The 20134-nt window shown below is 67.9% G+C and carries 20 protein-coding genes and 1 pseudogene; 8 read left to right on the forward strand and 13 right to left on the reverse strand.

Annotation, left to right across the window (positions count from 1 at the left end; all coding sequences use genetic code 11):
* Positions 1 to 51: 51 nt before the first annotated feature.
* Positions 52 to 477, reverse strand: a complete 426-nt coding sequence (locus tag HVO_RS10720; protein WP_004043690.1) for an EamA family transporter — start codon at positions 475 to 477, stop codon at positions 52 to 54.
* A gap of 197 nt (positions 478 to 674) precedes the next feature.
* Between HVO_RS10720 and HVO_RS10725 the strand changes: the two genes are divergently transcribed.
* Complete coding sequence (locus HVO_RS10725; protein WP_004043689.1) at positions 675 to 872, forward strand: DUF7501 family protein; 198 nt, start codon at positions 675 to 677, stop codon at positions 870 to 872.
* A gap of 38 nt (positions 873 to 910) precedes the next feature.
* Here the strand turns inward: HVO_RS10725 and HVO_RS10730 are convergent, their stop codons facing one another.
* Positions 911 to 1312, reverse strand: coding sequence for an ester cyclase (locus HVO_RS10730; RefSeq protein WP_004043688.1), 402 nt, complete (start codon positions 1310 to 1312; stop codon positions 911 to 913).
* 194 nt (positions 1313 to 1506) lie between these two features.
* On the opposite strand from HVO_RS10730, the gene HVO_RS20915 reads away from it, so the two are divergent.
* Entirely contained in the window at positions 1507 to 1659 is a 153-nt protein-coding gene (locus tag HVO_RS20915) for a hypothetical protein (protein ID WP_013035637.1), read from the forward strand.
* Between the two features lie 42 nt (positions 1660 to 1701).
* On the opposite strand, the gene HVO_RS10735 is transcribed toward HVO_RS20915, so the two are convergent.
* From HVO_RS10735 to HVO_RS10765, 7 genes are all read right to left on the reverse strand, one after another.
* Entirely contained in the window at positions 1702 to 2940 is a 1239-nt protein-coding gene (locus HVO_RS10735; protein WP_004043684.1) for an MFS transporter, read from the reverse strand.
* A gap of 82 nt (positions 2941 to 3022) precedes the next feature.
* Positions 3023 to 3922, reverse strand: a complete 900-nt coding sequence (locus HVO_RS10740) for a DUF58 domain-containing protein (RefSeq protein ID WP_004043683.1) — start codon at positions 3920 to 3922, stop codon at positions 3023 to 3025.
* A gap of 7 nt (positions 3923 to 3929) precedes the next feature.
* The gene (locus HVO_RS10745) at positions 3930 to 4946 is read right to left on the reverse strand and encodes an AAA family ATPase (protein WP_004043682.1); all 1017 of its coding nucleotides are present in this window, start codon (positions 4944 to 4946) and stop codon (positions 3930 to 3932) included.
* Positions 4939 to 5862, reverse strand: coding sequence for a DUF7502 family protein (locus tag HVO_RS10750; protein WP_004043681.1), 924 nt, complete (start codon positions 5860 to 5862; stop codon positions 4939 to 4941). Before HVO_RS10750 ends, HVO_RS10745 begins: the two co-directional genes overlap by 8 nt.
* The gene (locus tag HVO_RS10755) at positions 5855 to 6478 is read right to left on the reverse strand and encodes a hypothetical protein (RefSeq protein ID WP_004043680.1); all 624 of its coding nucleotides are present in this window, start codon (positions 6476 to 6478) and stop codon (positions 5855 to 5857) included. Before HVO_RS10755 ends, HVO_RS10750 begins: the two co-directional genes overlap by 8 nt.
* Positions 6475 to 8931, reverse strand: coding sequence for a vWA domain-containing protein (locus tag HVO_RS10760; RefSeq protein WP_004043679.1), 2457 nt, complete (start codon positions 8929 to 8931; stop codon positions 6475 to 6477). The genes HVO_RS10755 and HVO_RS10760 overlap by 4 nt, the downstream gene beginning before the upstream one ends.
* Positions 8931 to 10727 (reverse strand): vWA domain-containing protein, encoded by a 1797-nt coding sequence (locus tag HVO_RS10765; RefSeq protein ID WP_004043678.1) that lies wholly within the window; start codon positions 10725 to 10727, stop codon positions 8931 to 8933. The genes HVO_RS10760 and HVO_RS10765 overlap by 1 nt, the downstream gene beginning before the upstream one ends.
* A 229-nt stretch (positions 10728 to 10956) precedes the next feature.
* Between HVO_RS10765 and arcD the strand changes: the two genes are divergently transcribed.
* Positions 10957 to 12414 carry an arginine/ornithine antiporter ArcD gene (arcD, locus tag HVO_RS10770; RefSeq protein WP_004043677.1) on the forward strand — a complete coding sequence of 486 codons (1458 nt, stop codon included), beginning with the start codon at positions 10957 to 10959 and terminating at the stop codon, positions 12412 to 12414.
* Positions 12415 to 12459: 45 nt separating this feature from the next.
* Here the strand turns inward: arcD and HVO_RS10775 are convergent, their stop codons facing one another.
* Positions 12460 to 13056, reverse strand: a complete 597-nt coding sequence (locus tag HVO_RS10775; RefSeq protein WP_004043676.1) for a PH domain-containing protein — start codon at positions 13054 to 13056, stop codon at positions 12460 to 12462.
* Complete coding sequence (locus tag HVO_RS10780) at positions 13053 to 13706, reverse strand: PH domain-containing protein (RefSeq protein WP_004043675.1); 654 nt, start codon at positions 13704 to 13706, stop codon at positions 13053 to 13055. Before HVO_RS10780 ends, HVO_RS10775 begins: the two co-directional genes overlap by 4 nt.
* Before the next feature lie 136 nt (positions 13707 to 13842).
* On the opposite strand from HVO_RS10780, the gene HVO_RS10785 reads away from it, so the two are divergent.
* From HVO_RS10785 to HVO_RS10805, 5 genes and pseudogenes are all read left to right on the forward strand, one after another.
* Positions 13843 to 14328 (forward strand): Lrp/AsnC family transcriptional regulator, encoded by a 486-nt coding sequence (locus tag HVO_RS10785; protein ID WP_004043674.1) that lies wholly within the window; start codon positions 13843 to 13845, stop codon positions 14326 to 14328.
* A complete protein-coding gene (locus tag HVO_RS10790; protein WP_004043673.1) occupies positions 14325 to 15476 on the forward strand; it encodes a pyridoxal phosphate-dependent aminotransferase in 1152 nt (383 codons plus the stop codon). Before HVO_RS10785 ends, HVO_RS10790 begins: the two co-directional genes overlap by 4 nt.
* Before the next feature lie 106 nt (positions 15477 to 15582).
* Positions 15583 to 16008, forward strand: a complete 426-nt coding sequence (locus HVO_RS10795) for a universal stress protein (protein WP_004043672.1) — start codon at positions 15583 to 15585, stop codon at positions 16006 to 16008.
* Between the two features lie 157 nt (positions 16009 to 16165).
* Positions 16166 to 16879 (forward strand): DUF7504 family protein, encoded by a 714-nt coding sequence (locus tag HVO_RS10800; RefSeq protein WP_004043671.1) that lies wholly within the window; start codon positions 16166 to 16168, stop codon positions 16877 to 16879.
* A gap of 134 nt (positions 16880 to 17013) precedes the next feature.
* Positions 17014 to 19057: pseudogene (locus HVO_RS10805) on the forward strand (hypothetical protein).
* On the opposite strand, the gene HVO_RS20920 reads toward HVO_RS10805, so the two are convergent.
* On the reverse strand, positions 19058 to 19198 hold the full coding sequence (locus HVO_RS20920) for a DUF7503 family protein (protein WP_004043668.1): 141 nt from the start codon (positions 19196 to 19198) through the stop codon (positions 19058 to 19060).
* A 221-nt stretch (positions 19199 to 19419) separates the two neighbouring features.
* On the reverse strand, positions 19420 to 20010 hold the full coding sequence (locus HVO_RS10810; protein WP_004043667.1) for a HalX domain-containing protein: 591 nt from the start codon (positions 20008 to 20010) through the stop codon (positions 19420 to 19422).
* Positions 20011 to 20134: the final 124 nt, after the last annotated feature.

The raw sequence follows: 20134 nt of genomic DNA on the forward strand, positions 1-20134 counted from the left end.
CGGTTGGCCCGCGGCAGTGCTGCATCGGCGTCGGCGGCTCCGAGACGCCCCTCAGTCGATGGAGACGAGGGCGATTGCGAGGACCGCGAAGCCGATGCCGGCCACCTTGCGAACCGTCAGCGGTTCGCCGAGCGCGACGATGCCGACGACAGACGAGACCGCGAGGAACATCCCGAAGATGGGAGCGACGATAGAGACGGGGCCGAGCGCCAGCGCCCGGTAATACGAGAGGATGCCGACCGCGAGGCAGGCACCGGCGGCGAGAACGTAGGGCAGTTTCGGGCTGATGACCGAGTCTGTGACGCTCTGCCCGGAGACGACGATGACCCCGACGGTTCCCACGACGAGCACGCCGTTAGCGACCAGTGCGGCCACGTCGCTCGGGATTTTGGCCTGGCCGGTCGTCGCCACTTTCATCAGCGGCGCGACGAGCGAGTAGGCCCCGAGCGCGACGACCGCCCACGAGAGATAGTTCACGGGTAGAACGCCGCCCCGAGTCGTGTATAGGGTTACGATTCGACCGCAAGCCGACGGGAGTGAACCGCGATAACACGGTGACGGTTCGATATTACTCGATTTAGAATCGAGTATGTATTCTCTCCGGAGATAGATAAATGAGACTAGATGGCGCTATCGACCAAATTTTTATCAAGTATTATCGCGTATTGGTGTGTATGTCTCAGGAAGTACAACCCTCAGTCATCGCGTACACGTGGGACGACCCGACTCGCTGTCCGTTCTGTCTCGACGAACTGGAGAGCGAAGGAGAGGGGTTCATGGACCACCTCGAAGAGAGCCCCATCTGTCAACAGGGGTTCGGCATGTGGCGCGATGCGGTCGCCGACGACGTCCGCGGCGAGTGGTCCGGATAGGCGGCCAAAAATCGGTTGTTTTTCGCGGGGCGGTCGGTTCACTCGGGCGCGACGCCGAACTGTGACAGCATGGACATGCTGACGGTGCTGTTCCACTCCTCGACGCACAGTCCACCCTCGTAGCGCGCTTCCACGATGCCCCACGTGTCCATCTTGCGGTGGGTCGCCGGGATGTCGCCGCGGGCGCTCCGGAGCGTCCCGTCGTGGGTGCCGGTCAGCCGATACCGACCGTAGACGCGGTCGTCCCGCACCGTCACGTCGAACAGTTCCACGTGGAAGTCGGAGAAGGCGTCGTGGTACCGCCGCGCCCACTCCTCGACCGCGTCGGTCCCGATGATGCCGTCGGGGTCAGAGAAGGCGTGGACCTCGACCAGAGGGTCGTACTCCTCTTTGATGACCTCGTACTCGCGTTTGTTCCACAGTTCGTCCGCCACGCGCATGAACGAGTCTCAGTGCTGTTGTTCTCGCTCGGATGTTGCTGCCATTTCCACCACCGTCCGGAGAGACGCGCGACGCTCGCTTAATTATGAATTGTTGTCATCATGAACGTGCCCGGAGAAGGGAATCGGGATTCGGGCACCCGCGACCGCGAAGTGTCAATAGAATTAACACCGCGGGGGCGGAATCACGGGGCATGTCCGCTGCTGTCTCGCCGATTGCGGTGGTCGTTCCGGGACTCGTCTTCGGCGGTGCCGGCTTCGCGTTTCTGGGGCCGTTCGGTGCCGGCTTCGGCGCGGTCGTCGGCATCGTGCTCGGGGTGCTCGTGGGACGAGGAGAGGAGTACTGAGCGCGACGCCCAGGGGGACCGCCGCGAACGAACGCGCCGCTCTCAGTCGCTCGGGGTCGCCTGCGGCCGTCGCGCCGATCCATCGACCCGGCCGAGGAGCCACCGGGTCAGCCCGAACGACAGCAGGCCGAGGACGGCGACGACGCCGAAGGTGACGCGCACGCCGGCGAGGTCGATGAGCGCCCCGAACGCCGGGGGCGCGACGGCCCCGCCGAGCGAGATGCCGACGGTGACGACGGCGAAGTTCTTCCCGAGATCGGCGCGCTCCGAGAGGCGGTCCGCGAGCGTCGACCGCGCGGGCCGGGAGACGCTGATGGTCCCGCTGAAGGGGAGAATCGACGCGACGAGCGCGAGCGGGATCGACCCGGTCGCAAGGAGCGCCGCCAGTCCGGCGAGCGCGGCGTACCCGCCGAGGGCGACGGTGCCGGGACCGACCCGGTCGGTGAGCGCGCCGCCGACGAGAATCGTCCCCGCGCCGACGACGAGCATCGCCGAGACGAGGAGGTTCGCCGTCCCCGGCGCGAGGCCGTAGCCGGCGGTGAGCAGTTGCGGCGAGTACGTCCGGATGCACCACGCGGCCGCCGAAGTGAGAAACGAGAGGAGCGCGAGCCCCATCAGCCCCGACGACGAGAGGAGTTCCGACGCGCCCCGCCGAATCCCCGCGAGCGTGGGGCGCGACGACGGGCGGTCTTCCGCCGCCGGCTTTCGGATTCGCTCGGGGAAGCCGCGGGCGACCGGGAGCGCGACGAGCGCGAACGCCGCGCCGAAGACGGCGATGCCCGCGACGGTCCAGCGCCAGCCGAACCCGAGCGCGCCGACGCCGGCGGCGATGGCGTACGAGACGGCGAAGCCGAGCGACCCGCCGAGGGCGTGCAGCGAGTACGCCCGCCCGCGGTTCGTCTCCGAGGAGGCGGTCGCCAAAAGCGGGTAGTGGGCGGGGTGGTGGCCCGCGATGCCGACGCCGAGAAGCGCCTGCGAGGCGAGGAGCCACGGGTACGAGGGCGCGAGCGCGGTGGCGACGATGCCAGCCGCGCCGAACCCGAGCGAGATGGCGAGGACGAGCGTCCGGCTTCGCGCGTCGGAGAGGTAGCCGAAGGGGAGTTGCAGGAGCGTCACGACGCCGCCTTGGACGCCGATGGCGAGGCCGACGGCGGCGATGCTCACGCCGAAGTCGTCGGCGACGAGGCCGATGACGGGCGCGAGCGCGACCAGATAGGCGTGGTTGACGACGTGCGAGCCGGCGACGAGGCCGACCACGCGGCGCTCCTGTGTCTCCGTCACACCGGTCAATGGGAGGTGATTCGTGAAAAGCCCGCGGTCCGCGGCGACGGTGGTCCGGCGCGTGGGTCAGCTGTCACCGCGGTCAGCCGCCACCGCGGCCACCGCGCCGTTCTCCGCCGAACCGCGCGCCGAGCCAGAGGTCGGCGAACGTATCGAAGAACTCCGCGCCGGTGTCGACGAGTTCGCGCTCGATGCCGAGCGCCTGACACCGCTCGTCGACCGCCGCGAGGTGGCGCTGGAGGCGGTCTGTGTACTGCCGCGCCGCCGACCCGCCGAAGTAGGTCCGGCGCGTCGCCTCGGACTCGGGGTCCTCGAAGATGGCGTCGCCCGTCGCCTCGGGGTCGAGTTCGTCCGGGGTGAGCACCTGCGCGACGAGCACGTCGTTTCGCGCGAGCGCGGCGAGGCCGGAAGCCACGTCGTCGGGGTCGAAAAGCAGGTCACTCACGATGATCACGAGCGACCGCGAGTGGATGGTCTCGGCGTACGTCGACAGCGCGGCCGTGATGTCGCCGTCGCCTCCGGGCGTCGTCTCGTTGAGCCGTTCGACCAGTCGGAGCACCTCGCCGCGGCTCGACGCGTCGGTGTCGATGCGGTCGGGCAAATCTCCGAGGAGCGAAAACCGGAAGTCGTTGTTCTCCTCGGCCGTCAGGTGACAGAAGCCGAGGCCGAGCTTCGCGCCGTACTCGAACTTGTTCGCGTCGCCCTCGCCGAAGTCCATCGACGCCGAGGCGTCGAGGAGGACGTGGACCGTCAGGTTCCGCTCGGCCTCGAACCGCTTGATGAACAGCTCCTCGGTCCGGGCGTACACCTTCCAGTCGATGAGCCGCGGGTCGTCGCCGGCGGCGTACCGGCGGTGGTCGCTGAACGTGAGCCCCTCGCCCACGTCCGGCGACTCCTGTTCGCCCTGCCGCCGGGCGTTCGAGACGCGCTTCAGCGAGGTGTCGAAGCGGTCGAGTTCGTCGAGGAAGCCGGGGTCTATCATCGCTCGGTCACTCGTTCAACAGCCGTTGAATCACGTCGTCGGGGTCGAGTCCCTCGCGCTCCGCCCGGAAGTCGAGGATGATGCGGTGTCTGATGACCGGCGGGGCCATCTCGACCACGTCCTCCCACGAGACGTGAGTGCGCCCGTGGACGAACGCCCGCGCCTTCGCGGCGAGCACGAGCGCCATGCTCGCGCGGGGGCTCGCGCCGAACTCGACCTGCTCGTCCTCGCGAGTGCTGCGGACCAGTTCGATAGTCCGGTTGCGGATGTCGTCGGAGATGGGCACCTGCCGGACGAGTTGCTGCGCGGCGAGCAGGTGCGTCCGCGGCAGGACGCGCTCGACCTCGGGCGACTCGCCGCCCTCGGCGTACTGCTTGACGATGGTCCGCTCCTCGTCGAACTCGGGGTAGTCGACGAGAATCTTCATCAGGAAGCGGTCGGTCTGCGCCTCCGGCAGCGGGTAGGTGCCGCCCTGGTCGATTGGGTTCTGCGTGGCGAGGACGAAAAACGGGTCCGGAAGCTCGTAGGTCTCGCCCGCGGCGGTCACCTGCTTTTCCTGCATGGCTTCGAGGAGCGCGGCCTGCGTCTTCGGCGTCGCGCGGTTTATCTCGTCGGCGAGGACGACGTTGGCGAAGATGGGGCCGCGCTCGAACACGAAGTCGCGGCCCTCCGGCGTCTCGCGGATGATCTCGGTGCCCGTGATGTCCGAGGGCATCAGGTCGGGCGTGTTCTGCACGCGCGAGAACCCCAGGTCCGTCGCGTCCGAGAGGGCTCGCACGAGCGTCGTCTTCCCCAGTCCGGGGTTCGATTCGAGCAGCGCGTTGCCGTCGCAGAGGACGCAGACGAGGAGTCGCTCGACCACGTCGTGCTGGCCGATGATGCGCTTTCCGACCTCGTCTCTGACCGCGCCGACGCTCGCTTGGAGTTCCTCGATGCTGAGGTCGTCGTCCGTCGGGACCGCGGCGTCGCCGTCGACCGCGGTTCGCTGTCCGTCGTCTCCGAATCGGTCTGGGTTGTCACTCATCTTCGTTCTCTCGTATCTCTAAGGTGTAGTCGCGAATCAGGTCGGCCTCTTCGAGCGTGTCGTCGGCGAGATAGCCGGCGCGCTGGCTCTCGACGGCGCTGTCGCCGCCGTACCCGGTCGAGTCGTAGGCCGCTGCCGCCGACTCCGGTCCGTCGCCGTCGCCGCTGCCGCCGGTTCCGGCGACGGTGGCGTTCAACTGCTCCGACCCGGCGGCCACGTCCTCGGGGTCACCGAGGATGGAACTGCCGTTTTGAAGCCGCGTCTCGTCGTCGGACGCGTCGGGGAGGTCGCCCGACGGGGTGGTCTCGCCGGCGAGTCCCTCGAACTGGATGTCCGAGATGGCGACCTGGATGCTCCCCGCCGAGAGGAGCAACGCGACGAGCAGCGCGCCGACGATGCGGCGGGTCGGCAGCAGTTCCACCGACGACGACTCCCGAAGGCGGGCCAGCACGTCGTCGTAGAGCGCGACCGACATGCGCGAGTCGCGGTTCGGGTTCCCGTCGTCGGCGACGAGGTCGCGGGCGGTCCGCAGCGCCTCGGCGACCGACGGGTTCACTTCCTCGAACTGCTCGACCGCCGGCACCCGCATCAGGATGAGGTACTCCGCGACGCCGACGAGGAGGCCCACCGCGAGGGCGAGCGGGACGCCGACGTGGACCGAGACGGCCGGGTCCACCCGCGGGAGGAAGCCGAGCGACACCGACGACCGGACGGGGAGTTCGACGACCCGGAACGCGACGTTCGCCAACAGCGTCGCCACCGCGGCGTCGACGACGCTGGAAACGACGGCGGCCTTCGCGGCCTCCCGGCGAACCTCGCTCACGGCGTCGGCCATCTCCTCGCGGCGAGCGGCTCCCGCGTCGTCGGGCGAACCTCTCTCGTCTGCGGCGGCGTCGTCGGGGGTCGTTTCAGACATCGCTACACACCGCCGGTTGGTTGCCGTCTTGGTAGCCGGCACAGGCTTGCCGGAGTTCGGCCCGGAGTTCGTCGACCCGGTCTTCGAGGCGGGAGACCTCCGACTGGAGCGAATCAATCTGGTTCTCCAGTCGGTCGTTCGTCGCTTCGAGCTCCTCGTTATCCGTTTCGAGGTCGTCAATCTGGTTTTCGAGGCGGTTGCGCTGTTCTTCGAGGTCGTCGAGCGTCGCCGTGAGTTCGCTGATTCGGCTCCGGGCGTCTTCGAGGTTGCTTTCGGTCTCTTGGAGTTCGTCCCGCGTCGACGACAGCTCGTTTTGCGTCGACGACAGCTGTGACTCCGTGTCTTCGAGGCTGTCGGAGACCTGTGACACGTCACCTCGGGTGCGTTCGAGGCTGTCGTTCAGCTCCCGTAGCTCCGTCCGCGTCGCCGACAGGTTCTGTCGGCTTTGCGAAAGGTTCTCTTCGAGCGCCGCGTTTCGCTCGCGCAACTGCTCGTTCTGTTGGTCGAGCGAATCGACCGAGTACTGGTAGAACATCGTCGCGCCGACGGCACCGGCGGTGAGGAGGACGACGATGACGACGAGACCGAGGTTCAGGGACCGACCCAGGGCACTCATATCAGACCACCTTCACTTTGCGTTCGACCCCGATACACTTGAACACGCCGGGCGAGTACCTCGATGAGATACAGGAGGAACGCGGCGGCGACGAACGCGACCGCCCAGTCGTCGCGCACGGGTTGGACGCCGGCGGCGTTGTCGCGGGCTGAGGCCGCGATTTCGGCCGCGTCGTTGGGGCCGTACATCGTCCCGCCGCTGTCGGAGACGGCGGCTTCGAGCGCGGCCGGCCGGCCGAACCCGGCGTGCTCGACGGGGTAGTTCACGGCGAAGGCGGTGTCGAGCACGTCCCGATAGCCCGTCTCGGTGGGGACGACCGTCGCCTCGTAGACGCCGGGGCTGACCGCCGAAAAGCGCAGTCCCTCGACGCCCCGCGGGCGCTCGCCGCCGCGGTAGACGACGGTCGTCGACTGGTCGACCCGGGTGTCCGACACCTCGGCGACGCCGGACGCCTTCCGCTCGGGGTCACCGATGACGTAGTTCGTGGACTTGGTGAGCAGGAGCGAGTCGGGACTTTGGAGCAGGCCGTCGAGCGTGCCGTCGCCCGCGTAAGTGGTGACGGTGGCGACGCGACCGAGCCCGTAGCGCCACGACGCGACCGCGGGAGTGCCGTCGTCGGCCGCGACGAGGAAGTTCGCGCCGCTCCTGACCGACACGTCGTTGACGCTGCCGGGGTTCGCGGTCAGCTCCACCCCGGCGGTGACGAAGTCGTTCTGGTCGACGACCGTGAGGCCGTCGCCGGCGTACTGGCGGTTCGACCCGCCGAAGAGGATGCGGAGCCGGTCGGTCTCGTCGGCTCTGAGGTAGTTCCCGCCGGACGCCCGCGCGATGGCTCGGAGGGTCCGTTCGTTCGGGTTCGGCCCGGTCCCGATGGTGATGACGCTGACCCCGTCGCGACCGAGTTGGTCCGCGAGCGTCGCGGCGTCTTGGAACCGGTCGTGCCCGTCGCTGATGAGGATAATCGTCCCGCGCCTGTCGCCGAGCTGCTGAGCCGCGCCGTCGAGGCCGACGGCGATGTCGGTCGCGCCGCCGGACTCGAGGCGACGGATGAGGTCGGCGGCCGACTCGCGGTTCGGCCCGAGCGGGCGGAGCGGCGCGACGTCGTAGGCGCGGTAGTTGAAGCCGACGATGCCGACCCGGTTCTCGTCGCCGAGTTGGTCGAGCGCGTCGAGCGCGACCGATTTCTGGACGCGCATCCCGCTTTCCGCGCTGCCGGAGACGTCGATGGCGAAGACGAGGTTCGTCTGCTGGGACGCGCCCTCGCCGGTCGTGACCGGCAGCATCGACGCGAGGCTCGACCCGTCGTAACCGCCGTTTTCGAACGCGTTGCGCCCGCCGACGGTCAGCAGGCCGCCGCCGTCGATGACGAACCGCTGGAGCGAGTCGGTGTTGCCCACGTCCTCGGCGCGGAGGTCCTGGAGGACGACGGCGTGGTACGACGAGAGGTCCGCGGGGACGGTCTCGGCGGTCTCCACGTCGTACAGCTGCGAGAGGTAGTCGCCGAACGGGTAGTCGCCGCGGGAGACGTACAGCACCCGCGGGGGCTCGACCACGCGGACCGTCTTGCGGAACACGTCGTTCGTCTGGAAGCGGTCGTCGCTCTCGATGCGAGCGGTGACGCGGTGGGTCCCGGTGGTCTCGAACGTCTGGGAGAACTCGACGCCGCCGGTGGTGTTGACCACCTCGCGGGCGACTTCCTCGCCGTCGACGTCCACGACGAGTTCGACGGTCGCGCCCTCGGCGCCCTCGGGAACGACCCCGTCGACCTGCGCGAGGAACGCGTTCTCGACGCCGACGCTGGTCTTCGACGGGCCGCTGACGGTGACGTACTGTTCGGTCTCGGTCGGTTCGACCCCGACCGCGCTCACGGTCGCGTTGAGGTCGCGGGCGAGCGTCGTCGCGGACGCGAGGCTCCGCCCCGAGGTGACCTGCCCGTCGGAGACGAGGACGACCGTCCCGTTCGGCCTGAGGTTTGCCGCGACGGCGTCACCGATGGGCGACGACCCGCCGCGGGCAACGGTCGAGGTGGTGACGGGGACGCCTTCGTCCTCGATGTCCGACGCGAGCTGCGACGCCACGTCCTCGGTGACGGCCATGCTGTCGGAGTCGTCGACGAGGAGCGTCACCTGCGGGTCGCCGTCGGTCATCCGGGTCGCGACGGTGTACGGTCCCGCGGCCGCGACGACCAAGAGGACGACGACGAGAAGCCGGGACGCAAACAGGAGCCGCCGGGAGCGCCCGCCTGCGGTCCCGTCGGCCCCGCGGAAGATGAGCGCCCACGCGAGGAGCGCGGCCACCGGGAGCGCGACGAGGAACAGCGGGCGCTGGAGGCCGAGCGTCCGCCCGGCGGCCTCGACCGTCCACGCGAGGGGCGTCGTCGCGGCGGCGGGAGTCGTGGCGGCGACAGCGTCGAGCGCGGGCAGGACGGCCGACGCCGACCCGAGCGCCGCCATCAGAGGTCACCCCGCCGGCGCAGGTAGGCCAACTCGACCATCGTCGCCGCGAGCGCGACCAGCGCGGCCCACTCGGTGAGCGGGTCCGGAACCTCGCGCTCTTCGACCCGCGTCGGGTAGTCCGAGGGGGCCGACTCGCCGTCAAGCGGCGCGGCGGCCACGTCGGACTCGGCCTCGCTGAGGAGCGACGCCGAGAACCGCTCGTCGCCGACGCGGTAGAAGCCGGCGTCGTCGAGGCGGACCTCCGGGCCGGTCGCCTCGCCCGCGGGCGTCTCGACGGTCCGGTTCGCGCCCGCCGCGAGCGACCCGCCGGTCGCCCGGTTCAACTCGGAGAGCGTCGAGCGCCCGGCGAGGTAGAACACCGAGCGCTTCCAGAACACGGGGTACTGGTAGTTGTACTTGAACGCCGAGCTGTCCTCCATGAAGCCGTAGTAGAGGACGCGGCCGGCCCCGCGGCGCTCGACGGCGACGAGCGAGGTGCCGTCGGTCGTGTTCACGAGCGACTGGCCGGACCGGAGGTCACCCGCGACGTACTCGGTCGGTGGCGGGAAGGTGATATCGCGGGTTATCGGATGGCTCTCGACGGTCCCGATGGTCGGATTCGTCTCGACGCTTCCCTGCGAGACGAGCCGCAGGTCGCCGTAGCTCGGCGACTCCTCTTGGGCCTGAATCGCCACGCCGCCGCCGTCGGCGACGATTTCGCGGCCGGCCTCGACGTTGCCCGCGAGCAGCCGACCGGGGTTGACGTTGCTGTAAATAACCACGTCGTAGTTCGTCGAGACGGCCGTCGGCGGGTTGTCCACGGTCAAAGACACCTCGGGGATGACCGACAGCGCGGCCGTCAGATATCGGTTCTCGTCGTTCGTGAGGACGAGCACGTCCACCGAGGCGTCCCCGGGGGCCGCGACGTACAGCGCGTCGTCGGTCGGGAAGGCGTCGCCCGGCGAGAGTTCGACGCGCCCGCCGCCCGCGGGGACCGGGAGCGTCGCGGTCGCCACGTCACCGGGGTCCATGCGGACCTCTCGGGTGGCTCCGGCGAGCGAGAGCGTCCGCGTCGCCGCCGAATCGCCGTAGTTCTTCACCGTCACGGTGACGTTCGCGCCGGAGAAGCGCCGGTCGACGATGCCGACGTTGCCCGCGCCGCCGCCCGCGAACTGCTGGAGTTCGACCACGAGGCCGCGGGCGCGGGCTTCGCGGACCGCGTCGCTCCACGGCGAGTCGTCCGCGAAGTCGCTCAGAACGACGACGCGGGCGTCCTCGCCGGCGACGGAGGCGGCGGCGGTAATCGCGGAGCGCAGGTCACCCGGCGCGTCGCTCGCTTGCAGGCCGTCGAGGGCGGCGCGGGCGTCGGTCGCGCTCCCCCGGCGGAGCACTACGTCCGCGCTCGCGCCCGCCGCAACGACCGAGGTCGTGCCGGACACCTCGTCTCGCGCCGCGGCGAGGGCGCTGTCGAATCGCGTCCCGCCGCCGTCGCGGACGCCCATGCTCGCGCTCGTGTCCACGACGAGGACGGTCTCTTGGACCGTCTCCGACTCGGGAACCAGCACGTACGGCGTCGCCAGCGAGCCGACGAGCGCGACGAGCGCGACCAGTTGGATGAGGAGAAGCAGGCTCCGAAGCAGCCGGTCGAAGATGGGGTTCGAAGCGCTTCGCCCCGCCGCGTCCGCGAGGAACCGGAAGGTCGGGAGGGTGCGCCGGACCGGCTCCGGCCGCAACAGATAGAGGATGATGAGCGGGACTGCCCCCAGGAGGGCGACCAACCCGAGGGGGAACAAGAAGAACTCGGTGAGGGCCATGCCCGACCCGTGGCGCGCCTCCGGTATGTCTGTTTCCCCATTTGTTGACACGTTCCGCAATACCGACCTATCGGAATGCGCGACTGTTCGGCGCAACCGCCCGTGACCACCCCCCGGACAATTACTGTCAGGCATTATATTGTCAACTAAAACTACGTCATTGCATAACAATGCACTTGAATCATAACACGATATAATTTTATGCTCTAAAGTTATTTGTTGAGCTACGATGGGAACTGATAGGTACACACCGCGGTCGTACGACGACATCGCCCCGGACCAGCGTCCGTCGCTGAAACAGGCGCTCGTTCCGGTGCTCGGACTCGTCGCCTTCCTCGGTCTCGGGTCGGCGTGGCTGGGGCTCGACCCGCACATCCCGCTCATCTGGAGTATCGCGCTGGTCGGCCTCCTCGGTCGGTTCGTCTGGGGCTACACCTGGGAGGACCTCTACGAGGGCATCGAACGCAGTCTGGCGATGGGGTTACAGGCGATTCTCATCCTGTTTACCATCTACGGCGTCGTCTCGACGTGGGTCGCCGCGGGGACGATTCCGACGCTGATGTACTACGGCCTCGACCTGCTGTCGCCGCAGGTGTTCCTGCCCGCGACGGCGCTCCTCGTCGGCATCGCCACCTTCGCCATCGGTTCGTCGTGGACCGCGGTCGGCACGCTCGGCGTCGCCTTCATTGGCATCGGCTCGGGGCTCGGCGTCCCCGAACCGATGACGGCCGGCGCGATTCTCACCGGCGCGTACGCGGGCGACAAGCAGTCGCCGCTGTCGGACACGACGAACCTCGCCGCCGCCGTCACGAACACCGACCTCTACGACCACATCCGCGCGATGCGAAACGGGACGGCCGTCGCGTTCGGCCTCTCGCTCGTCGGCTTCGTCATCCTCAGCCTCGGCATCACCGGGACGATTCCGGCCGGCCAAATCGCCGAGATTCAGACCGCCCTCGCCTCCTCGTACGACATCACGCTCCTCGCGTTCCTGCCGCTCGCGGTCACGTTCGGCCTCGCCGCGGCGGGCTACCCCGCGCTGACGGTCCTCCTCGCGGGCGCGTTCGCCGGCGCGTTCACGAGCATCCTCGTACAGGGCGCGTCGTTCGTCACGGCGTGGCAGACGTTCATGAGCGGCACCGGCCCCGAAACCGGCTCCGAACTCGTCAACAGCCTGCTCGCCTCCGGCGGCGTCTCCGGCTCCGCGTGGACTATCGCCGTCGTCGTCGCGGCGCTGACGCTCGGCGGCCTGCTCGAACAGACCGGCGTGCTCGCCGTGCTCGCCCACCGCCTCCAGCGCGGTATTCGGAGCCCGCGCCTGCTCGTCGCCTCCACCGGCGTCTCGGCGATGCTGACCAACGCGCTCACCGCCCAGCAGTACATGAGCATCGTCGTCCCCGGCATGACGCTCCGCGACACCTACGACGAGTTCGGCCTCGACAGTTCGGACCTCTCGCAAGCCATCGAGTCCGCCGGGACCCCGACCGGTGCGCTCCTCCCGTGGCACGCCGGCGGCGCGTACATGGCCGGCGTCCTCGGCGTCTCGACCCTCCAGTACGCCCCGTACTACATGTTCGGCTACCTCTCTCCGCTCGTGTTGTTCGCCTTCGTCCTCGCGGGCGTCGGCTTCTCGGGCAACGGCACGGCACAGCCCGGCCGCGCCGCTCCGGCGGCGGACGACGACTGACGCGACGAGAACCCGGGCCGCGGTATCGAGCCGACCTGCGCTTTTTTACCGCTCTACCGCCGCTCTGAGCGCCCGCACCTCGTCGCGGACGGCGACCCACTGCTCGACCGTGCCGGGGAGTTCGTCGCGGTCGTCGTGGCCCTCGATTCGGTCGCGGAGAGCGCCGGGGTCGTCCACGTCCTCGAACCGGATTGCGCCGCCGCCCGCGGCCTCGACCGAGACGGTCCCGTAGCCGAACCACGACCCCGTGACGCCCTGCGAGAGCGCGCTGTTCTGGACGCGGTCGAGCGAGACGCGCTGGACCGTCCGAGAGAGGACGCCCGTCTTCCGGTAGAGCGCCCGGTCGGTGACGACGTAGCGCGTGTTGGTGACCCGGAGGTACGACCACGCGGGCAGGAACGGGCCGACGAGGCCGACGACCGCGAGTTCGGACACGCCGTTCGCGGTGGCCGCGACGGCCGCGACGACGACGACGGCGAGCCCGACGACGGCCGCGGGGATGACGGTCTGTATCCGCGGCCGACCCTCCCAGCGGACGGTCTCGTCGTCGCCGCGTGCCAGCCAGTCGTCGATGGCCGCGACGGTTTCCTCGGACGATTCGGCCACAGTCGAGCCCCCGTTGCTCGAATCGCCGCCCGTCATCGCTCGTCGGTCGTCGCGTCGAACTCGAAGTCGCTCGGTTCGAGCGCGTCGTCGCCTGCGGCGTCGGGGTCGGGGACGGCGTCGGGTTCGTCGCCCGCTCGGTCGGTCGCGTCGTCGCCCGCATCATCGCCCGCGACGCCGACCTCGCCGTCGACGGCCTGCCGAATCGCGCGGAGTTCGGTCAGGATGTCGTCGAGGACGGCCGCCTTCCCCTCTGCGTCGGTTTCCGACCCGGAGCGGCGCTTGATTCGCTCGTTGACGAGCGTCTGGAGCGACTGCGGGTCGGCGACGTTCTGGAAGCTCATCTCGATGCCGCTTCCGCCGGCGGTGCTGATGTCGACGGAGCCGTAGCCGAACTGTCCGCCGAGGAACGTCTGGCTGTAAGAGGTGTCCTGCACCTTGTCGAACTCGATGCGCTGGACGTTCCGGGAGAGGACGCCCGTCTTCCGGTAGAGCGCGTCTGAGGTGACGACGTAGTTCGTGTTCTTGTGCGAGAGATACGACCCGACGAGGAGCGGGATGCCCACGAGGACGAACGACAGCGGGACGCCGACGATGAAGGAGGGCACGAGGCTGTACGGGTGCGGGGTGTCGGCCCAGAGAACCTCTTCGTCGTCGTCGAGGGTAATCCAATCGAACTCGGTATCCATCGCTGACACGTTTTCCCCGGCGATGGAATAGTGTTCCGCCGGCTGCGGCCGCCGTCAGTGAGTAACGGTGTCAACCAACATGACAATTCCACCCGGTTGGGCAAACCATTTTACCGATGCCTGCAACGGACTGTCCATGGACAAGCAGTCACTGCTCGACTTGCTGCGTCACGACGCTCGCGAGAGCGTAGATGACATCGCCCGCCAGCTGGGCGCAGACGCCGAAGCAGTGGCAGCAGCGCTCGAAGAACTCGAAGACGACGGGGTCATCCGCGGCTACCAGGCGGTCGTCGACTGGAACAGCGTCGACGAGGAACACGTTCGCGCGCAGGTCGAAGTCGACGTCGAACTCGACCGCGAGACGGGCTACGAGGAGATTGCCCGCCGCATCGCGCGGTTCCCCGAGGTCGCCACGCTGCGACTAGTCTCCGGCGACTACGACTTCTTCATCGAGGTCGAAGGCGCGTCGATGCACGCCGTCTCGAACTTCGTCTCCGAGCGCATCGCCCCCATCCCCGAGGTCACGAAGACGGTCACGCACTTCGTGATGGACTCCTACAAGGAGGAGGGCATCGAACTCGGCGACGGCGACGACGACGACCGGCTCTCAGTGTCGCCATGACGCTCGGCGACCAGCTTTCGGACCGCGTCGAACAGGTGCCGCCGTCGGGCATTCGGAAGTTCTTCGAACTCGCCGAGGAGGTCGACGACGTCATCTCTCTCGGCGTCGGCGAACCCGACTTCTCCGCGCCGTGGGCCGCCCGGACGGCCGCCATCGACTCGCTCGAACGCGGCAAGACCTCCTACACGTCGAACCGCGGGATGCGCGAACTCCGCGAGGCCATCTCGGAGCGCGTCACCCGCTACGGGCAGGAGTACGACCCCGAAGACGAGATTATCGTCACGACGGGCGCGAGCGAGGCCGTCGACCTCGCGTTCCGGGCGTTCGTCAACCCCGGCGACGTGGTGGCGATTCCCCAGCCGTCGTACATCTCGTACACGCCGGGGGCCATCTTCGCCGGCGGCGAACCGCTCCCGGTGCCGACCCGCGCCGAAGACGAGTTCAAACTCACGCCCGAGGCGCTCGAAGCCGCGGGGGCCGACGAGGCCGACGTGCTGGTGCTCTGCTACCCGAACAACCCGACCGGCGCGGTGATGACCGACGACGAACTCGCCGACGTGGCCTCGTTCGTCAGGGACCACGACCTCGTCGTGCTCTCCGACGAGATCTACTCCGACCTCCGGTACGAGGACGACCACGCCTCCATCGCCACCCACCCCGGCATGCGCGAGCGGACCATCGTGTTCAACGGCTTCTCGAAGGCCTACGCGATGACCGGACTGCGTCTCGGCTACGCCATGGGGCCGCCGGGGGCCATCGACGCGATGAACAAGGTCCACCAGTACGCGATGCTTTCCGCGCCCACGACGGCGCAGTACGCGGCGCTCGAAGCGCTGCGGTCCTGCGACGACTCCGTCGAGGAGATGCGCCGCGAGTACGACCGCCGCCGGCGGTTCGTCCTCGCCCGCTTCGAGGAGATGGGACTCGACTGCTTCGAGGCGAAAGGCGCGTTCTACGTCTTCCCCGAGGCCCCCGACGGCGACGACGAGGCGTTCGCCGAGGGCCTCCTCGAAGAACAGAACGTCGCGCTCGTCCCGGGAAGCGTCTTCGGTGAGGGCGGCGCGGGCCACCTCCGCGTCTCCTACGCGACGGGGATGCGCGAACTCCGCGAGGCGATGGACCGCATCGAGGCGTACGTCAGCGACTGAATCGACCGGGCGAAACCCGACTCGACCCCGTCACCCGCTTTTTTCCGAACGAGCGCCACCATGAGTATGCGAAGCATTCACACGGATGGGGCGCGTACGGTCAGTGATGTACGACGAAATCCTGCTCCCCGTCGACGGGAGTCCGGCGGCCGAACAGGCGATGCCGCACGTGTTCGACCTCGCGGAGCGGTTCGACGCGACGGTACACGTGTTGTTCGTCGTGAACACGACGCGGGACAGCGCGGGTGTTGTCGGCGGCACGGTCCTCGACACGCTCGAACGGGAGGGCCGACGCGTCGTCGACGAGGTCGAAGCACGCGGCGAACGCCGCGGTATCGAGACGCACGGCGTCGTCCGGCGGGGCGCACCGCACGACGCAATCCTCGACTACGCGACCGAACACGGCGTCGAGGTCATCGTGATGGCGACGCACGGACGGACGGGCGTCGAGCGCGTGCTGCTCGGGAGCGTGACGGAGCGCGTCGTCCGGGCCGCGCCGGTTCCCGTGTTGACGGTCCGCGCAGCCGAGTAGTCGGGTCGTCGGGGCGAAGCGGCCACGACGACTCGACCGGCCGAAACGCACCGCGATATCGCTGACCGAGCGCGTCATCGACGCTGGCCACCGTTGGGACAGTTCGAGAGACCAACACGCAAAGTATTATTAAATGCGCTTTCGTCGTGCAATACGAATGGATTCGGGAGGTGACACGGACATCGCCGTGACCGAGGACGCGTCCACGTTTCAACTCGGACTGGACGACCTCAAGCGGCGAGGGAGCGCGCTTCTGGTCGTCGGGTCGGTCCCGACTGAACTCTACTCGCGCGCGTCCAAACAGATGCTCGGTGCCCCCGACGAGCCGCGACGCCGTCTGTTAGTTCTCAACGACTCGACGCCGCTCGCCGACCGACTCGACGACGACATCCAGCGCACCAAAGAGTGGACGCGCGTGGTTCGGTACTCGACGCTCGAACGGAGCGCGGCGGCATCGTCGTCTCCCGACGCCGTGCCGACCGCTGCGGACACCTACGAGCGCCGGGTTGGCGGCGGTCTCGGTCAGCTCGGTACGGAACTCGCCAACGACGTGACCGAGTTCGACAGCCTCTCCGGCGGGCTCTCTCCGGCCGAACTCCGCGTCGCGTTCGACTGCCTGCCGTCACTCCTCTCGCGGTACCAGCGAGACCAGGTGTTTCGGTTCCTCCACGTCATGACCAGCCACGTCCGCGCCCGAAACGGGATGGTCCACGTCTGGTCGCCCGGGGACCGCGAAGACGAGCGCACCCGGCTGCTCGAACCGCTGTTCGACGCCGTCGTCGAACTCGACGTCGAGGGCACGGAGGCTCGCCAGCGCTGGCATCTCCGGCGGCGAGACGCCTCCTCCGGCTGGTTTCCGTTGGAGTCGTGAATCTCGCACGACCAGTACGCTTTTCACCTTAATCGTGTCACGTAGACACAATGGAACCGTCCGGGCAGGACCAGCGGGCTGACGCGTCTTCCGCGTTGGAAGTCGGTTTTTCGCTCCCTTCAGATGGCACGGGGTTGGTCGTTCGAGACAACATCGAACGCCACCAGTTCATGCTTCGAACGCCGTCGTCAGTCGCGCCGGAGCCGACCGACCGACGCCGGTTCTCGCTCCCGACGGACGCCGCGGTCCGCATCGAGACCGACCGTATCGGGTTGGCCGCGAACACGGTCGTCTGCGTCCGCGACGAGGCGGGGTCGATGCTCGCACAGGTCGACCAGCAGGGTCGCGAGGAACTCGACGCGGCGACGTACAGCATCGAGCTTTTCGGCGCGGTCAAGACGTATCTCCGAGTCGACGGGGCAGTGACCGTCGACGCGCAGCCGCTCGAAACCGTGCTCTCGTTCGAGGAGTCCCAGACGGTGTTCGTCGGCGCGCGGTCGTCCCACGAGAGCCCCGCGGCGACGATTACGACGACCGACGACCCGCTCGACGTGATGGAGGCCGTCTCGGCGTTCAGCTCCGCGCTCAAGACCACGAGCGTCGAGCGGTCGTACCCGACGCTCCGGGGCCACCCGCCGCTTCTCGAACTGGGCGACGAACTCGACATCCCGGCGGAACTCCGCGTCCCCGACACCGGCGTCCGAATCGAACTCCCGCCGACGCTGAGTCACGTCTTCGTGGCGACGCCGCTGGCGTACTATCTCGGCGCGAGGCTCGTCCCCGGCGACTCGCCCCGACTCGTCACCGAAGGGGGGTTCGTCCACGACTTCGACGGCCCACACGGGTTCGAGGAGGCGGTCGCGCGCGCTCAAGCGCACGTTCTTCCTCGACTGCGTCGTTCGGACGGAGGGCATCTACGACGTGCCGCTCCACGAGCGCCAGACCGTCGAGTCGCGGACGGATATCGACGCCGAGGGGCTGTACGACGCGCCGCTCGACGAACGGCTCGCGGCGTACTTCGAGCTTCCGTACGACCAGATTGCCGACCTCGTCCCGGAGTGGAAGCTGACGACGCACGTCGCGCCGCAGACCGACAACGTCGAACTGCTCCCCTTCGTCACGAACGACCTCGCGGTCGTCCGGACCCCGTCCGGGACCGAAGTCCCGCACTCGGAGGTGCAGGCGGCCGTCGTCGACGATTTCCTCCGAGACGACGCCGACGCCGAGGACATCGACGCCGAGACCGTCAGGAGCGCCGGCGCGACGACGCCGAGCGAGACGTACGTCAAGCCCAGTTCGACCGATTCGGTCGAGCAGGCGTGGATTAGCGACGGAACGCCCGTCGGCGCGAGCAAGACCACGCCCGCCGCCTATCGGAACCGCCTCCAGCGCGAACCGGCGCAGGGTGATATCGGTATCACGGTCGTCTGTAACGACCCCGAGATGCTCGACGAGACCGACATCGTCGACGAGGTGTACGGCTCGCGCGACGGACTGTCGTTCGACGTCGACGCCCACTACGACCTCAGCGGGGCGGAGCTTCGGCAGACGCTCGCGGAGCCGACCGACTTCCTCCACTACATCGGCCACATCGACGACGACGGCTTCCAGTGCCGCGACGGCAGGGTCGACGCGGAGACGCTCGACCACGTCGGAACGGGCGCGTTCTTCCTCAACGCGTGCCAGTCGTACGACCAAGGACTCGCGCTCGTCGAGGCCGGCGCTATCGGCGGTATCGTCACGTTCAGCGAGGTCATCAACAGTCAGGCGGTCGGCGTGGGCCGCACGCTGGCCCGACTGCTCAACGGCGGGTTCCCGCTCCAAGCGTCGCTCGACGTGGTCCGAATCGACAGCGATGTCGCACACCAGTACGGCGTCGTCGGGGACGGCGGGCTGTCAGTTGTCCAGGCAGAGAGTGGGGTCGCGGTGCTCTGCGAGGTCGAATCCCTCGATAGCGACACTTACGAATTGGCGTATAATGCGTACCCGACATCACGGAGCGGACTGGGTTCGTTGATAATCCCTGATCTACCGGGGAACACCGAGTACTTTCTCTCGTCGCAACCGCTCTCGAAGGTTAACCTATCGACTCAGGAGCTACGAGACTTCCTCGCGCTAGAACAAATTCCGGTTATCTACGACGATACCGTCTACTGGGATTGCGAATTCCTCGCGTAATTACGGCCCGTAGATGATTCCCGTGTTTCCGGCCGCCACGCTGCCGGCCTGCGAGAGCAGGAGCGTGAGCGTGAACAGGACGCCCATCATGCGGGGGTTCTGGCGGAGGTACGTTACCATCTGGTTGCTGTCGTCGGACATGTGCACTTACCCCAAGGCGCGTGCAGAAATTATAATTTTTCGTGTATATCTGATATGAAATTAACTTAATTAACGGAGCGGGTGTCGCAAGTAACCGTCAGTCTGGCGAACGGTTCCCGTAACGGCGTGCAAACTACCCGTACGCTGCACGGGCTACGCGTCGGCTACGAGAACGGAGACGAGAGAAGACGGTCGGCGTCCGAAACGGTTGCCCGGTCTGGTCAGGAGTTGTCGATGTCGGCCTCGCCGCCGATGTCTCGGTACACCGCGGAGATTCCTTCGGTATCGTCGAGTTGCCCGAGCGTCTCGTCGAGTTCGCGCCGGAGCTCGGTCAGGCGGGCGGTGAGCCGCTGGTACTCCTCGTTTTCTTCCAGCGCCGCCTCGTCTTTCTCCGACTCTAACAGCGCCTTCTTCGACGCGAGGGAAAACAGGTCTTGGATACCCACGTCGTAGGCGTTTCGCAAGATGAGGTTAGAGACGGTCTCGGTCAGCGCTTCGCGCGAGACGGGTTTGACGAGGTAGTCGTCGAAGCCCATCGCGATGATGTCGAAGTCGGGTTCGACCGCGGTCACCATGGCGACGCGGCACTCGAAGCCACGGTCTCGAATCTCCGAGAGCGCCTCGTCGCCCGAGAGGTCGGGCATCCGACGGTCGAGGAGAACAACGTCAACCTCGTCGTCGAGCTTATCGAGCGCCTCGCGGCCGCCGTAGGCGACACGAACGCCGTAGTCGTTCCTAAGCCAGGTTGCGTACAGATCGGCGAGGTCAGGCTCATCTTCAACGATGAGCACCAGTGGCTGTTCTGCGCTCATTGGTAGTGGAGTGGTGTTCCGGAGACGCTCACGAAACTCAATGTCGTGCAGTGGTATATCAAAATACCTCTTGTCTAACGCCGTCCGAAACCGCGCTTGTGGGCACTAATTGCCCCCCGGAGTT

Origin of the sequence: Haloferax volcanii DS2 (genome assembly GCF_000025685.1) — an archaeon.
Classification (GTDB): domain Archaea; phylum Halobacteriota; class Halobacteria; order Halobacteriales; family Haloferacaceae; genus Haloferax; species Haloferax volcanii.

What these genes read in the sequence shown, in the direction of transcription:
- HVO_RS10755 (WP_004043680.1), bottom strand. Translation starts at nt 6,478, where the DNA reads ATGAGTGCCCTGGGTCGGTCCCTGAACCTCGGTCTCGTCGTCATCGTC.
- HVO_RS20915 (WP_013035637.1), top strand. Translation starts at nt 1,507, where the DNA reads ATGTCCGCTGCTGTCTCGCCGATTGCGGTGGTCGTTCCGGGACTCGTC.
- HVO_RS10730 (WP_004043688.1), bottom strand. Translation starts at nt 1,312, where the DNA reads ATGCGCGTGGCGGACGAACTGTGGAACAAACGCGAGTACGAGGTCATC.
- HVO_RS10795 (WP_004043672.1), top strand. Translation starts at nt 15,583, where the DNA reads ATGTACGACGAAATCCTGCTCCCCGTCGACGGGAGTCCGGCGGCCGAA.
- HVO_RS20920 (WP_004043668.1), bottom strand. Translation starts at nt 19,198, where the DNA reads ATGTCCGACGACAGCAACCAGATGGTAACGTACCTCCGCCAGAACCCC.
- HVO_RS10780 (WP_004043675.1), bottom strand. Translation starts at nt 13,706, where the DNA reads ATGGATACCGAGTTCGATTGGATTACCCTCGACGACGACGAAGAGGTT.
- arcD (WP_004043677.1), top strand. Translation starts at nt 10,957, where the DNA reads ATGGGAACTGATAGGTACACACCGCGGTCGTACGACGACATCGCCCCG.
- HVO_RS10750 (WP_004043681.1), bottom strand. Translation starts at nt 5,862, where the DNA reads ATGTCTGAAACGACCCCCGACGACGCCGCCGCAGACGAGAGAGGTTCG.
- HVO_RS10775 (WP_004043676.1), bottom strand. Translation starts at nt 13,056, where the DNA reads ATGACGGGCGGCGATTCGAGCAACGGGGGCTCGACTGTGGCCGAATCG.
- HVO_RS10740 (WP_004043683.1), bottom strand. Translation starts at nt 3,922, where the DNA reads ATGATAGACCCCGGCTTCCTCGACGAACTCGACCGCTTCGACACCTCG.
- HVO_RS10745 (WP_004043682.1), bottom strand. Translation starts at nt 4,946, where the DNA reads ATGAGTGACAACCCAGACCGATTCGGAGACGACGGACAGCGAACCGCG.
- HVO_RS10800 (WP_004043671.1), top strand. Translation starts at nt 16,166, where the DNA reads ATGGATTCGGGAGGTGACACGGACATCGCCGTGACCGAGGACGCGTCC.
- HVO_RS10725 (WP_004043689.1), top strand. Translation starts at nt 675, where the DNA reads ATGTCTCAGGAAGTACAACCCTCAGTCATCGCGTACACGTGGGACGAC.
- HVO_RS10790 (WP_004043673.1), top strand. Translation starts at nt 14,325, where the DNA reads ATGACGCTCGGCGACCAGCTTTCGGACCGCGTCGAACAGGTGCCGCCG.
- HVO_RS10810 (WP_004043667.1), bottom strand. Translation starts at nt 20,010, where the DNA reads ATGAGCGCAGAACAGCCACTGGTGCTCATCGTTGAAGATGAGCCTGAC.
- HVO_RS10760 (WP_004043679.1), bottom strand. Translation starts at nt 8,931, where the DNA reads ATGGCGGCGCTCGGGTCGGCGTCGGCCGTCCTGCCCGCGCTCGACGCT.
- HVO_RS10765 (WP_004043678.1), bottom strand. Translation starts at nt 10,727, where the DNA reads ATGGCCCTCACCGAGTTCTTCTTGTTCCCCCTCGGGTTGGTCGCCCTC.
- HVO_RS10785 (WP_004043674.1), top strand. Translation starts at nt 13,843, where the DNA reads ATGGACAAGCAGTCACTGCTCGACTTGCTGCGTCACGACGCTCGCGAG.